Annotated in this window: 14 protein-coding genes; 4 read left to right on the top strand and 10 right to left on the bottom strand. The window is 48.2% G+C overall.

The window, feature by feature from the left end; all coding sequences use genetic code 11:
* Positions 1 to 67 precede the first annotated feature (67 nt).
* Entirely contained in the window at positions 68 to 535 is a 468-nt protein-coding gene (locus J2X61_RS13280; RefSeq protein ID WP_274470236.1) for a CBO0543 family protein, read from the top strand.
* 286 nt (positions 536 to 821) lie between these two features.
* Here the strand turns inward: J2X61_RS13280 and J2X61_RS13275 are convergent, their stop codons facing one another.
* The 3 genes from J2X61_RS13275 to J2X61_RS13265 all read right to left on the bottom strand — a co-directional run bounded on the left by J2X61_RS13275 (position 822) and on the right by J2X61_RS13265 (position 2,453).
* Positions 822 to 1,538: a PIG-L family deacetylase gene (locus tag J2X61_RS13275; protein WP_274470237.1), complete on the bottom strand. Its 717-nt coding sequence runs from the start codon at positions 1,536 to 1,538 to the stop codon at positions 822 to 824.
* On the bottom strand, positions 1,535 to 1,846 hold the full coding sequence (locus J2X61_RS13270) for a DUF1806 family protein (protein WP_310188265.1): 312 nt from the start codon (positions 1,844 to 1,846) through the stop codon (positions 1,535 to 1,537). Before J2X61_RS13270 ends, J2X61_RS13275 begins: the two co-directional genes overlap by 4 nt.
* 100 nt (positions 1,847 to 1,946) lie before the next feature.
* Positions 1,947 to 2,453, bottom strand: a complete 507-nt coding sequence (locus J2X61_RS13265) for a DUF421 domain-containing protein (RefSeq protein WP_274470239.1) — start codon at positions 2,451 to 2,453, stop codon at positions 1,947 to 1,949.
* A 177-nt stretch (positions 2,454 to 2,630) separates the two neighbouring features.
* On the opposite strand from J2X61_RS13265, the gene J2X61_RS13260 reads away from it, so the two are divergent.
* A complete protein-coding gene (locus J2X61_RS13260) occupies positions 2,631 to 3,257 on the top strand; it encodes a CBO0543 family protein (protein ID WP_274470240.1) in 627 nt (208 codons plus the stop codon).
* A 306-nt stretch (positions 3,258 to 3,563) separates the two neighbouring features.
* Here the strand turns inward: J2X61_RS13260 and katG are convergent, their stop codons facing one another.
* The 3 genes from katG to J2X61_RS13245 all read right to left on the bottom strand — a co-directional run bounded on the left by katG (position 3,564) and on the right by J2X61_RS13245 (position 7,586).
* Positions 3,564 to 5,747: a catalase/peroxidase HPI gene (gene katG, locus J2X61_RS13255; protein ID WP_274470241.1), complete on the bottom strand. Its 2,184-nt coding sequence runs from the start codon at positions 5,745 to 5,747 to the stop codon at positions 3,564 to 3,566.
* A 192-nt stretch (positions 5,748 to 5,939) separates the two neighbouring features.
* Positions 5,940 to 6,911 (bottom strand): formylglycine-generating enzyme family protein, encoded by a 972-nt coding sequence (locus J2X61_RS13250; protein ID WP_310188263.1) that lies wholly within the window; start codon positions 6,909 to 6,911, stop codon positions 5,940 to 5,942.
* 36 nt (positions 6,912 to 6,947) lie between these two features.
* A complete protein-coding gene (locus J2X61_RS13245) occupies positions 6,948 to 7,586 on the bottom strand; it encodes a fibronectin type III-like domain-contianing protein (RefSeq protein ID WP_310188261.1) in 639 nt (212 codons plus the stop codon).
* Between J2X61_RS13245 and J2X61_RS13240 the strand changes: the two genes are divergently transcribed.
* A complete protein-coding gene (locus tag J2X61_RS13240; protein WP_310188347.1) occupies positions 7,548 to 8,654 on the top strand; it encodes a sulfatase-like hydrolase/transferase in 1,107 nt (368 codons plus the stop codon). The two genes, J2X61_RS13245 and J2X61_RS13240, sit on opposite strands and share 39 nt — an antisense overlap.
* Positions 8,545 to 8,847 carry a sulfatase/phosphatase domain-containing protein gene (locus tag J2X61_RS13235; protein WP_310188259.1) on the top strand — a complete coding sequence of 101 codons (303 nt, stop codon included), beginning with the start codon at positions 8,545 to 8,547 and terminating at the stop codon, positions 8,845 to 8,847. Before J2X61_RS13240 ends, J2X61_RS13235 begins: the two co-directional genes overlap by 110 nt.
* A 97-nt stretch (positions 8,848 to 8,944) precedes the next feature.
* On the opposite strand, the gene J2X61_RS13230 is transcribed toward J2X61_RS13235, so the two are convergent.
* The 4 genes from J2X61_RS13230 to J2X61_RS13215 form a co-directional block, all read right to left on the bottom strand.
* Positions 8,945 to 10,645, bottom strand: coding sequence for a glycoside hydrolase family 2 protein (locus J2X61_RS13230; protein WP_274470246.1), 1,701 nt, complete (start codon positions 10,643 to 10,645; stop codon positions 8,945 to 8,947).
* Positions 10,646 to 10,669: 24 nt separating this feature from the next.
* Positions 10,670 to 11,551 carry a carbohydrate ABC transporter permease gene (locus tag J2X61_RS13225; RefSeq protein WP_274470247.1) on the bottom strand — a complete coding sequence of 294 codons (882 nt, stop codon included), beginning with the start codon at positions 11,549 to 11,551 and terminating at the stop codon, positions 10,670 to 10,672.
* Between the two features lie 12 nt (positions 11,552 to 11,563).
* Positions 11,564 to 12,418, bottom strand: coding sequence for an ABC transporter permease (locus J2X61_RS13220; protein ID WP_379240379.1), 855 nt, complete (start codon positions 12,416 to 12,418; stop codon positions 11,564 to 11,566).
* A gap of 145 nt (positions 12,419 to 12,563) precedes the next feature.
* On the bottom strand, positions 12,564 to 14,198 hold the full coding sequence (locus J2X61_RS13215) for a type 2 periplasmic-binding domain-containing protein (RefSeq protein ID WP_310188256.1): 1,635 nt from the start codon (positions 14,196 to 14,198) through the stop codon (positions 12,564 to 12,566).
* Positions 14,199 to 14,201: the final 3 nt, after the last annotated feature.

Here is a 14,201-nt window from a genome sequence, read left to right as displayed (position 1 = left end):
TTCCTGGTTTTATGAAGAACCTAACATATTAACAAAAACAATTTTTCCTTTATTTGGGGAGGCTGCAATGGAATATTTCATACTGTGGACGGTTACCATCCTATGCTTTGGCTCCATGTTCTTCTGGATGTTAAGAAGCCCTCTTAAAGACTGGCTTATTATTTTTTTATTGAAGTCGGTGATTACAGCTATTGCCGATTGTTTTATCATTGCAGCAGGTTTATTAGATTATCCCGTTCGCTTCTTTCCTAAGGCTTTCCATACGAACATCGTATTTGACTTTCTCGTTTTTCCTACCCTCTGTGTCTTTTATAATATAACTACACAATACTCGAATTTAAAAAGCATCTTTGTCCAATCCCTTTTGTACAGTATTCCTGTAACATTGCTGGAAATTTGGGCGGAGAAACATACGGAATTGATTGAGTACAAACACTGGAACGCCTTTATAACGCTTATCACCTTAATTACCACTTTTTTAATTGTTCGTGGTGCCATAGGCTTGGTCCGTAAAGCTGACTCCAGCCATTACTAATGAAAATAAAAAAATCCCCGCCGGCCGTAAGAGCCAGTGGGGTACGCTCATCATTCATCTTCTCTTAAGCGCGAAGTACATTGGAAAAGAAAAAGCTGTCGCTATACTCAAACAAACAAAGGAACTCGGGGTCATTAATTTCTTCATCATTGGCTAGGCTCCTTACTTCTTTCAAATCCCATTAGATAGCTCTAAGGTGTACCCTTATTGTGGATAATGAAGAATAGGTTTATTCCTCCAATGAACACGAATGCGCCGCGGTGACGTCTGTTCGATGAGACATGATTTAACGCATAAACAAATCATCGCGAAGTAGGGACGAAGACGCCACATCCGCTTTCAGGAAATATTCGTATTTACCGAATCTTGCTTTTGCCTCTTGGTCGGGCAGCCATACCCATTCGTCGATTTCGGTTTGGCACCGGTGGGCACGAAACGCGGCAAGCTTGGCATCCAGGTGAGCATGCACATCGATTTTGACAACATCCTGACGGGAATACCCGAACCGTTCCGGACGCTCCATCGCGTCACCGAACGTAATGTAATATAAGGCTCCCCGCTGTCCTGTTCTTTGAAAAGCCGCCGTCGTCGCCTTCCCAATGGCACAATGATCCGGATGTCCGCCAAGCTTTTCGTGAAACGTAAGCACGACATCGGGATCAATTTCGTCAATGAGAGCCGCAATGCGTGCTGTCAAACTATTTTCATCGGCGAACTCAACCGTCTTGTCGCGGATATCCAAAAAAAGGAGCTGCCTGATTCCTAAGCAGTCGCAGGCATTCCGCAGTTCCGTTTCACGGGCAGCCGCCATGGATTCACGGTTGAGATAAGGCGGGTTGCCCATGCGCCGGCCCATTTCTCCTCGTGTTGCACTTACGAGCGTTATGTCGACCTCTCTGCCCGCATATTTAGCGAGGGTACCTCCACAAATAAACGACTCATCGTCGGGATGAGCAAACACCGCGAGCAGCTTTTTCGATGGCGCTTGATGGGTAGGGTTCATTCTGGGAACGGCTCCTTTCCTAGGTGCAGGGCAACATTCATCCGGCCTCTGTCATCGTAACCGGCTAACAAAAGACGACCGTTCGCATCAATCTCATAATGCGTGAGCGCCTCCATTCGAAGCCAGCCATGCCCATCAAATCGGAGTGCGGTACGAAATGGCCCTTCGCCCGCTATAAAGGCATGGGTCACCTGAACCTTAAAATTGCGCACGAATACGAATGAAGTGGCTTCGCTGTGAATATAAACATCAGTCCCAATGAAGGCCTGAAGTTCGGCTTCAACTTTCGACCTGTTAATTTTGTCCATCGCTTAGGTTCTCTTTTCTGAAAGAATTTAAATGATATCATAACATAATGGTATCACAGCTCCTTAATCCAAAGAAATAGCCGGCTTGCTCTTCCGCCTGTTACTTGTTTCCGAGCTGTTTCAGCAATACCTCCAGATCACGCTTAGTGACAGGCTTTGCCGCCTCTTGAAGCTCATAGCCTAGCTCGCCGTTCGTCTCAATAGCTCCATGCTTGATATCTGCTATGCTGGAGATCCCCAGTTGGCGAAGCCGCATCTCCAGTTGGTTGACTGTAATGCGGAGCTTCTTCAGCGCTTGCATATCCAATTGGCCTTCACGAATGATGACAACCGCCTCTCCCGTGATTAGATTTTGAAATTTGCCGAATCGAATCTCCAAAAATTCCAGTATGACCAGGGTGGCTAGAAACAAAGCGACCGCGGCGATAGCCCGCCAAACGGTATTCTCGATAATCCCTTGAGCAATCAACTCCCCAATGGAAATCATAATGACGGTCGTCGCAACGTTCATTTGCGCGATTGATTTGCGACCTGATAAACGCAGCAGCAGAATGCCTGTTAAGACAAGAAGTATACACTTCCAGACCAAATGCCAGGATAAGTCCATGCCCAGCCTGCCTCCTTTAAGGATTTCATTTGGCCTATCTTTCCCTTAACAACTACGATGTACCCAAATAACGTTAAGGCCGCAACCTTCACTTATTCTGCTCGTCGCGTGGAAGCTCCATAGCATACATCCAAAACCTTTTGGTTAAATTAAGTAAAACGAAAGGAGGAAATGAAATTGCCTACTGATCAAGCCAATAAATTTGAGCAAATCCACAAACTTCACGAGAAGCTTGCACAGGCTACAACAGCATATTGGGGCACATACTCGAATTTAAATACGTGGCAATTTTGGCTTCTTTTGTTCTTTATCATCTTTCCGTTAGTTGTCCTATATTTCTTCATTGATAGAAAAAAGGTATTTCTTATCGGATTCTTTGGACTCAACATTCATGTATGGGTTCATTATTCGGATGCCGTTACGGCAACGAATGGATTTATCGATTATCCGTACAAAGCAGTTCCCTTTTTATCTTCAAGCGTAGCCTTAGATGCCGCCTTAATTCCCGTTTCAGCAATGCTGCTTTACCAATGGACTTTAAACAGAAACAAGAATTATTACTTGTACGCTACAGCTTATTCTTTTCTCGCCTCCTTCCTATTCAAACCAGCTTTGGTGACTTTTAACCTTATGAAACTTTATAATGGGATGAATTTTTTCTATATCTTCCTTAATTATTTGTTGGTATTCGCTATTTCAAAGTGGATCACAAACTTATTCATGTATCTTCAAAGAAAAGAAGATTACCCGCTTGAAAATTTAAAAATAAATAGAATCTTTAGTATTAGGAAAAAAGCGAGATAACGTCATCTATACGTTCGAATTGTGCCAAGACAGATACATACAGAAAACGGCTGCTGCGAAGAAGATACTAGATGTTTGCTTGCTTCTTCGGAATTTGATGCCATATGTGAAGAAAAAAATGGCCGCAGCTAATTTTGCGACGCTTTGGTAATAAGCATGATCAGAAAGAAATGTACTGCTGCATACAATCGTTACAAGCAGAGTTAATGAAATTAGAATCTTAAACCATAGAGGTTCACTTTACAAAACGAAAGCAAAAAGCAGTATTTAGCCACAAATACTGCTTTTTGCTTTCCATTGATGTCGTTATTTAAGATCGAAACGATCCGCGTTCATAACCTTGACCCATGCGGCAACGAAGTCCCGCACGAACTTCTCTTTGTTATCGTCTTGAGCATAAACCTCTGCAATGGCGCGCAGAACAGAATTTGAACCAAATACGAGGTCAACTGTAGTTGCCGTACGCACGACTTGGCCTGTCTTGCGATCGCGTCCTTCATATACGCCTCCGTCCGCAGGCTTCCATTGAACGCCCATATCCAGCAAGTTAACAAAAAAGTCGTTCGTGAGGATGCCTACGCGATCCGTGAATACGCCGTGCTTGGTACCGCCGACATTTGTTCCCAATACACGCAGGCCGCCAATGAGCACGGTCATTTCCGGTGCTGTAAGGTTAAGCAGATGCGCCTTGTCTACTAGCAGCTCTGCAGCGCTTACAGCATATTGTTTCTTTTGATAGTTGCGGAAACCATCAGCGACCGGCTCCAGCACTGCGAAGCTCTCAACATCGGTTTGCTCTTGAGTTGCATCGCCGCGTCCGGCAGCAAAAGAAACCGTTACCGGGAACCCTGCATCTCGTGCCGCTTTTTCCACTGCCGCGCTGCCGCCTAATACAATCAAATCAGCCATGCTTATTTTTTTATCCAGGTCTTCTTGAATCCCCTCTAAAATGGTAAGCACTTTGGTAAGTTGTTCCGGCTGATTCACTTCCCAGTCCTTCTGCGGTGCAAGCCGGATGCGGGCACCGTTCGCGCCGCCACGCATATCAGAGCCGCGGAAAGTGCTGGCGGAAGCCCAAGCTGTCGTTACCAGCTCACTGACTGTAAGTCCGGAAGCCAGAATTTTCGATTTCAAATCTTCAATTTCCGCATCCGTTAAAGCATAATGAACGGCAGGTACGGGATCTTGCCAGATCAAGACTTCTTCAGGCACTTCCGGGCCCAGATATCTTGCACGAGGCCCCATGTCACGGTGCGTGAGCTTGAACCAGGCACGGGCAAATGCATCTGCAAACTCTTCCGGGTTCTCATAGAAACGGCGAGAAATCTTTTCGTATGTAGGATCCATTCTCAATGCCATATCCGCAGTGGTCATGATGGTCGAAACACGGACGGATGAATCTTCCGCGTCCGGTGCCAGGTGCTCCTTGGCCGGAGCTGTCGGAGCCCACTGATAGGCGCCTGCCGGGCTCTTCGTAAGCTCCCATTGGTATCCGAACAGCATCTCAAAGAAACCATTATCCCACTGGGTCGGATTCGGAGTCCAAGCACCCTCTATACCGCTGGTGATGGTATCACGACCTTTGCCGGAGCCATGCGTGCTTAACCAACCCAAGCCTTGCGCTTCAATTGCCGCGCCCTCCGGCTCTGCCCCAACGAGCGCAGCATCCCCTGCACCATGTGCCTTGCCAAACGTATGTCCACCGGCCACGAGTGCGACGGTTTCCTCATCGTCCATTCCCATCCGTTTGAACGTTTCGCGGATGTCTCGCCCGCTCGCAACCGGATCCGGTTTGCCGTTCGGACCTTCCGGGTTCACATAGATAAGACCCATCTGAACGGCGGCAAGCGGATTATCAAGATCGCGGTCGCCAGAGTAACGCTTATCCCCCAGCCATTCCGTTTCAGCGCCCCAGTAGATATCTTCTTCCGGATGCCAAACATCCGCGCGTCCTCCGCCAAAACCGAATGTTTTGCCGCCCATCGATTCGATCGCGACATTACCTGTTAGAATGAACAAGTCCGCCCAAGAAATCTTGTTGCCGTATTTTTGCTTAATCGGCCACAGCAAGCGTCGGGCTTTATCCAGGTTACCGTTGTCAGGCCAACTGTTAAGTGGAGCAAACCGCTGTGTCCCGGTTCCAGCTCCGCCGCGTCCATCCCCCGTACGGTAAGTGCCCGCGGAGTGCCAAGCCATACGTATAAAGAATGGACCATAATGTCCATAGTCAGCCGGCCACCAATCTTGACTGTTTGTCATTAATTCGCGCAGATCCTGTTTAAGAGCCTGGTAATCTAACTTTTTAAATTCCTCTGCGTAATCAAAGCTTTCACCCATAGGATTCGATTTGCGGTCATGCTGATGAAGGATGTTCACGTTCAACTGATTTGGCCACCAGTCCCTATTCGACGTGCCGCTAGCTTTGTGACTAGTAGCACTGCCGTGTGAGAACGGGCATTTTCCAGAGTTAGGAGTAAGCATAGAGTCCATTTCATTATCTCTCCCATCGATTTGAATTAAATTGGGTGTTTACATCATTTTATGTACGAATCGTCAAAGCTAGAAGAGCACCCGCTTTACAAGGTTTACATGACATGAATGAGTGGATTTTCTCTACTAAAATATGGCTGTAGTAAGGACATTTCTCATTTGGGTAAAACAAAAAGACCTGATATCTCAGGTCTATGAAATCTCCCAATCGGCGGCACACCGGAATCCCATATTCCCGGTTGAACTATCCGGTGTATTGGCCGATCTTGCCGCTACACGGTAGCGGTTGCAATACGATTTATGACATAGGTAGGAGCCGCCACGCATAACCTTGGCTTTCCCGGCTGGCGGACCCTTCGGGTCCACCGGATTCGCTCGCAGATGATCATCTCGGCTGAACCAATCCGAGCACCACTCCCAGACATTCCCGGAAACTTGATATAGGCCATAACCGTTGGGATGATAAGCATGCACCGGCGCCGTTCCGATGTAGCCGTCGCCCGCATTATTTTTCACAGGGAACTTCCCCTGCCAAATATTGCACATGTGCTGACCTTCCGGCTTCAGAAGATCTCCCCAGGGATATTTCTTCTGTACGAGACCGCCGCGCGCTGCAAACTCCCATTCCGCCTCCGTCAGAAGCCGCTTGCCGGCCCATCTGCAGTATGCTTCCGCATCGGTCCAAGAGATGTGTACAACCGGATGATCCATCCGCTCGTCAATCGAGGAATCCGGACCTTCCGGCTGCCTCCAAAAGGCTCCTTCCACATTCCACCACCATGGTGTTGCTTGCGCCGCCTGGGTGACTTTAGCTGCCGTTTCCGCAGAAACCAACAGATGGAAAACATAGGACCAGCCAAACTTCTCCGCATCCGTTCGATATCCCGTTGCATCAACGAATCGTTCATATTCTGCGTTGGTGACCGTATAGGGTGATACATAAAAGGGACTGACGGTTACATGGCGGATCGGCCCCTCCCCATCAGAGGGAAAGCCTTCCTGGTCATCCGTCCCCATGAGGAAGGTACCGCCTTCCAGCAGAATCATTCCTTCCTTCGGGTCGGAGGGCTGCCTTGCTATGGGAGAGGTTGGCGACGCAAGCGCAGCAGAAACCTCCAAGGAGGCTTGGCGTGAAGCCGAGCAGCATGATGGTTTATTTGCCATATAGAAAAAACCTCCTGAAAGAAAGTCATGCCATGTTTACAGTTGTTTCTCCAACTCAGGAGTCGTGCCAAACAGTTTAACGATTTGGTCTGTATCTTCCTGAGAGTAACCTAAGGATGACAGGAAGCCCAGAATCGTCTTGATCGGCATGCCAAGAAAGATCGGATAAAGCGGATTATGCTCATCCACCTTCATCTGCAGCAAGATGTGCTTCACTTTATCTGCATGACGGTCGTCTTTCAACCAGGTCTGCAGCGAGTGGAGCATTGTCAAGGATTCCTTGACGTCTTCTGCAGCTGTGAATACGACACTTTCACGAAGTCGAATATCACGGGAGGAGGATCCGACAAGAATCTGAAACTCGCCCGACTCTACGGCGAACTTACCCAGATGCTCCACGTAATGGGAGAAGTCGCTATCCTTCAATTCAATCTCAACGGACTTCGTTTCGCCGGGGGCAAGCTCGATCTTCGAGAATCCTTTCAGTTCTTTGACCGCTTTGGGGATGGAAGCCAAGATGTCGCTCACATACACTTGCACGACTTCTTTCCCGGTACGCTTGCCTACATTTCGTATGTCCACCGATACTGTCAGCAGATCGCCCTCTTTTATATTCTGGCTGGACAGCCGTAGAATATCGACCGTATCGCCGCAAGAGGAGTCCGTTTCGAGCAAGCCAGCTGCAATAGTCCTGTATGCGGGCCAAGCCGCTGTTCCTTAGCCGCAGGCTTATATCCTCATCGCTTAGGGAACCTTGAGAATTTCGTCAACTATCCGATAGAACAGCCAACCTATTACCAAGCCCTTCGACAAGCAGGGTATCGTGTTGCGATTATAGGCAAAAGCGATCTTCACAAGGGAGATCATTTCTATGGCATGAACGGTGACCTTCCCATCATGTATCAGCTTGGGTTTACAGATCCGCATGAAACCGAAGGGAAGATGAATGCAGCTTTTCGCAGAAACGGTTTAATGTCATTTGACATTAAACCTGATCAGGACGACCATATCGCCGGCCCATTCCAAAGCTACTTACGGGATCAGGGACGTTTATCCGATTTCGTTGAAGATTACCGCAAACGCTTCGCTGAGTGGAAATATTATCATGCTTGGCCATCCCCACTTCCAGCGGAGCATTTTCATGATAGTTACATAGGACGTAAATCTTGCGAGTTTCTGGAGCAGGTTTCCGGAGAAGCTCCTTGGCATTTATTCGTAAGCTTCGTTGGACCGCACGATCCGTGGGATGCTCCGGCCTCGTATGTGGATGCATTTCCCGACCAGACGTTTCCCCCTTCCATTGAGGACGATCATGCCAATAAGCCGGAATGGATCAAGAAGAAAGCCAAGAAGCACACAGCCGGAATGACGGAAAGCGAGCTGCATCAAGTTAAGCGGCACTATGGCGCTGCCATCAAGTTGATCGACGATTGGGTGGGGAACATCTTAGACACCTTGGAGCAAAAGGGATTGTCCGATCAAACGGTTATCATTTTTTGCGCGGACCACGGAGAGATGATGGGAGATCACGGGTTATTCCAGAAAAGCACGATGTACGAGGGTGCCTTGCGAATGCATCATTGCGGACCCGAGGGCGACGCAAGTGGAGACAAGCAGCGCGCTGGCCGAATTGATGGATTTGCATCCAACCATTCTGGACTTCGCCGGTGTCGAGTACAAGAAGAGCAGCTTGGATGGCGTATCGTTAGTTCCGTTATTAAAAGGAGAGGCCGTTCAGCATAAACCTTTCCAATTTAGCGAGTTAACGAATACCCGCATGATTTTCGACGGAAGATATAAGTTGATTCAAAATCATAACGATATCGACGAATTGTACGATCTTCAGGAGGATCCGCATGAGCTGATGAACATCATCAGGGAGAACGCCGCTCTATCGCAGCAGCTCTTGAAGCAGATGGCGAATGTAAGGAAATAGCCGGGTGTTAAAGCTTCATGAGCTTTAAGCGGATTATTGTTGAAGACGGGGAGTGCCGAAGCGCTCCCCGTCTTTAGATGTGCCGCTTCGCTGCATCTTATTCTATACGACTTGTACTACGAAAATATTTTTTGACCACCTCGAAGGCCAGCTTCGGTCTGCGGTACCTGTCCACGATGCCTTTACTATTCTGTGTCCCTGCACGGGACAGCAGCCAGCCCGTGTCCTCCACAACACGGCAATCGCAGAACTGCCAGATGAACATGCCTGAAACATAAGGCTTCTGCATATACGCCGCCAGGTTACTTTCTATGATATCGGCATGCCGCTCTTCCGTCCCTCTGACCCTGGTGGAATCGCGAAGCCCATAGTAACCGTCGCCTCCGAATTCACTCATGATCATCGGCTTGCCAAGCCCTCCCCCAGCATCTGCCCAACTTCTTGCCTGGTCGCAGAGCACAGAGGGATCCTCGTTCGTATACCACTGAGGGTACAAGTTGTACGAAACAATATCAACCAGATCCAGGCACAGGTCCTTCTCCCGATGGTGTGTCGCATAGGTGAGAGGGCGCGAGCCGTCCATCTCCCGTATTTGTGTAAGCTGTTCTTTATAAAGCTCCCGTCCTTCAGGCGTGTGACTCGCGCATTCGTTCAGAATCCCCCAGATGATAATGCTCGGATGATTGTAATGGCTGAGCACCATCTCCTCGTTGCAGGCAAGGCACTGTTCCTGACAACCCGGGCTCAGCATATGCTCCAATTGGAAGCCGCGGGCATGATTTTCCTCCCAGACCATCATTCCCCTTTCGTCGCATAAATCCAGGAAACGCTCGTCATTCGGATAATGACTTGTACGCACCGCGTTCGACCCTGCTGCCATCATGAGTTCCATATCCTGAACAATTAATGGGTAAGGAAAAGCCGCTCCGACCATCGGATGATCCTCATGACGATTAAAGCCCTTGAGTACGATATCTTTGTCATTGAGTTGAATTTTTCCGTTCAACGCGGTTACTTTGCGGAAGCCTACCCTTTCGATTAAATCATCGGAAGGAACGATCTCTCCATCGATATATAATTCCGCATCCAGGAGATACAAGACGGGGTTCGTGTTAGACCATGGTTCCGCATTCGGACAAACGACGGTACCATGAATAGCGGCTGTTGCACCGGCTTCGATGCAGGTCTTGCCCAGGACGAATTGGATTCCTGCTAGTCCCCCGCGAATTACGGCCTCGGCATCGCGTGTCCCGCTATTCTTGACGGTGACGGTGATTGCCCCTCCCCATACGCCATCTTGAAACCGTGGTGTGAATTGGATGCGCTCTATGAACACAGGAGATACAACTTCCAGTCCAACCGGACGAATAATCCCCCCATACGTGTAGTAATCATTCGCAAAATGAAGCTTAGACTGCTCGTGAAATGAATTGTCAACGATGACGATAAGCTCATGGCGGCCTGGTTCCACATCATGAATCACATCGGTGTAAAATGGTGTATACGCATTGTAATGCGAGCCTACCTCCATACCGTTAAACAGAATCGTTGCCGTATGACTGACTCCTTTAAAATTGAACCGGATCGATGACTTCTCTGCAATGTCCACATATCTCCGGTAGATGCCTTTTCCCCGATAAGTTTGAAATGCCGGATGCATCTCCCAACATCCCGGAACGGGGAGCCGATAGCTATAGGTTTGCGGAACAGCTTCCTCCGCCAGCCATGGCTGGAAATCCCAATCCCCTTCCATTTCAATCACCTTGCGAATCTTATTGGTCTTGAATAAACGCAGCATATCTGTTCCTCCTCCAAATTTGCCTTACTCCTTAATCGCTCCGATCATGACGCCTTTTACGAAATATTTTTGCAGGAACGGATATAGAAATAAAATCGGTACGGTTGCTATGATAATAGTCGCGTATTTGATGGTCTCTCCAATTGCCATCTGATCGGAGGTTCCGACGCCGACAGACATGGCGTTCGTATCGTTACTAATTAAAATTTCCCTTAGGATCACCTGCAGCGGAAAATAGTCTCTTGTCTGCAGAAATATCGTCGCATAAAACCATGAATTCCAATGGGACACGCCGTAGAACAAAATCATAACGGCAACGACCGGCATGGACAGCGGGAGCACGATACGGAACAGAATGGTCCAGTCGCCGGCTCCGTCCATTCTCGCCGATTCCTCAAGACTTTCCGGGACAGATTGAAAGGCGGTGCGCATAATAATCAAATTAAAGGCACTAACCGCTGACGGCAGTATGATGGCCAAGCGAGTGTCCAGCAGGTCGAGATTTCTCATCAATAGATAAAGCGGAATTAATCCTCCTTCGAAAAACATGGTGAACACGATGAGAAACATAACCGGATTCTTCAGCATGACCTGTTTGCGGGATAACGCGTAAGCCCCCAATGACGTCAACAAAATATTCAGGCCTGTACCTACGATTACGTAAAAAAATGTATTGCCAAACCCGGTCAATATATTCGGATTTCGAAAAACCATCCGGTAAGCATCAAGATTCCAACCATGCGGGTACAGCAGCAAGCCGCGGTTCTGTACGACATACTGCGGGTCGCTTAAGGATGAAAAAAGCACGTAGATCAAGGGATACAAGGTCATTAAAGAAATGAGGACCATTACAACAGTATTGCTCAGATCAAAGACATGTTCCCCTAAGGAACGCTTCATAAGCATTTCGATTCCCCCTTACCACAATTTGGTATCCCCAAGCCTTTTGGCCGTCATGTTCGCTACAATTAGCAAAGTAAAGCTGATCGCTGCATTGAATAAACCTACAGCAGCGCTATAGCTGTAGTTCGCTTCCAGGATCCCTTTCCGGTACACAAAGGTTTGAATCACATCGGCCGTTTCATAGATGACCGGATTATACATGAGGATGATCTTCTCGAAACCGACCGTCATGAACTTACCGATGAATAAGATGAACATAATGGTAACCGTTGGCATGATGCCAGGAAGAGTAACATGCCATATTTGCCTCCACCTGCTGGCACCATCCATTCGCGCAGCCTCATACAGTGAGGGGTTGATGCTGCTGATGGCTGCCAGATATACGATGGAGCTCCACCCGATATTTTGCCAAATATCCGAGGAGATGTATGTCGTTCTGAACCAGCCAGGGGTACGCATAAAGGAGATGGGCTCCAATCCAATCAGCTCCAAGAGGTGGTTGATCATGCCGTCCCGTGCCAGAAAGTCGAACATCATGCCTACAATGACCACCATGGAGATAAAATGCGGCATGTACGAAATGGTTTGAACTGCTCTTCGAAACACATGGCCCTTAATTTCATTTAGCAGCAAGGCGAAGATGATACCTGCCGGGAAGAAGAAGACCAGGCTGTATAAGCTAAGCAGCAGTGTATTTTTGAGTATCCGTCCAAAATATACGCTTCCGAAGAATTCTTCGAAATGTTTGAAGCCTACCCAAGGACTCCCGATGAATCCCTTGGCCGGAATAAAATCCTTGAATGCGATCTGCAGGCCATACATAGGGCCATATTGGAAAATAAGATAATACGCCAATACAGGCAGCAGCATGAAGTAAATCGTTCTATTCGTTCGGAGATCCTTGAGCAGCCTGATAACGAATATTTGCAAGTGACATCCTCCTTCTGGCAATCGTTATTTGAAAAAATGGGATGACAAAGAAAGCCGGAATCGATCCGTTCCGGCTCGTTGTTTCTTATCGCTTGGAATAGCGTTCGAATGCGCTCTGCTGGATTCGAATTGCCTCTTCAATGCCGAACTTCTTCAGCTTCTCTACATATTGAGGGAAATTATCAATGGGCTCTTCCCCCATAATAAACTTCACAATCATTTCATCGGAGAAGGTATTGATGTCATTCATAATGGAGGCGAGCTTCTTGCTTTCATCTGCCGTCAACGTCATTAGCGGCAGCTGCAGCTGATTCTTCGCTTTGGACCATATCTCCAGAGAGTCCAGCTGCTCCGGGTACTTCATTTGCTGGAGGAAGGACTCTACATCCTGAATGAAGGGTCCGCCATACTGAGAACGCATGAATTGCGCCTGCGCTTGCTTGAAGGTGAGCTTATTCGGGTTCGCCTTAATCGTATCCGTGAACACCGGCTTCCCGTTGACCACCTCATAGCTTTGCCCTTTAATCCCGAAGTTGAAGAGCATATTCCCGTCTTGTCCATAGGCATAATCCAGCCACTTGACGATCTTCTCCGGTTCCTTCGCTGCTGTTGTTATAGCAACCGAGTGTTCGCCAGGGTACGTCGGACTAATCATGCCCGCAGCCGGCGTATCTCCCTGTTTGAGGGTAGGATGCGGCAGCGCCGCCATTTTGAACCCGGGAACGGTATCTTTCATCAAGTCTGTAAATTTACCGATTGTACCGCTGGAATAGCCGTATAGGATACCCAATTGGTTGTTGGATGTTTTGGCATCCTTGAGCTTGCCGTCGACAGCGGCGAAATCTTTATCAATGAGTCCGTCCTTATACCACCTGCGCATGGTTGTCAGGAAATCCTTGAATTCAGGCTGCATTTCGCCATAATAAATCTTTCCATCCTTCTGATAAAACTTATCTAGAATCCCCCAAGCCCCGATCACAGCGTTCAGCAGCTCATTCCGTACCGTCGATACCTCCAGCAGGAAAGGGATTTCGTCCTTCTTGCCGTTCCCGTTCGGGTCTTTGTCGCGGAAGGCGATCATCACCTTTTCCCACTCGTCAATCGTTGTTGGCATTCCTAGCCCTACTTTATCCAGCCAATCCTTGCGGATGACAGGACCGTAATAAACCTTAATCTTGTCATCTCCGCGAATGAACGGGAAGGCATAAATATCGCCTTTATCGGTTTTAATCATGCTGGCGACATCCGGATGCTCCGACAAGTATTTCTTGAAGTTCGGTGCATGTCGGTCAATCAAATCGTTCAATCGAATAATCGTTCCATCATCAATTGCACTTTGCGGACCGCGAGCCACATTGAACCAGTTCGTTTGAATGACGTCCGTCAAATTCCTGGATGCCACCATGAGATTAAATTGCTCCTGAATTTGCGTACCGCCTCCAGTCGGATGTTTGAAATCGACCTTAGTGCCGGTGATTTTCTCCATCTCCTTATATGCCGCATTCTCGTTGAAATTCTTCAATGAGATCGCGGAATCTCCATCCAGCTCCACCCAGTAGCTGAATGCTTTCGGGTACTCGGATGAGGCGGAGGATGTATTGGGTTTCGGAGAAGCCCCTCCTTCTGTCGACGGGTTCGACGTACAACCTGCCACGATTGCTGCCGTCAAGATCGTTGTTAGTGCAATCCTTGTCGCTTTCTTGCCATCTGCTTTGTTCACCTG

The sequence above is a fragment of the Bacillus sp. 3255 genome, from assembly GCF_031456485.1.
Classification (GTDB): domain Bacteria; phylum Bacillota; class Bacilli; order Paenibacillales; family NBRC-103111; genus Paenibacillus_E.
This window is presented reverse-complemented; position numbering and strand designations above follow the sequence as displayed.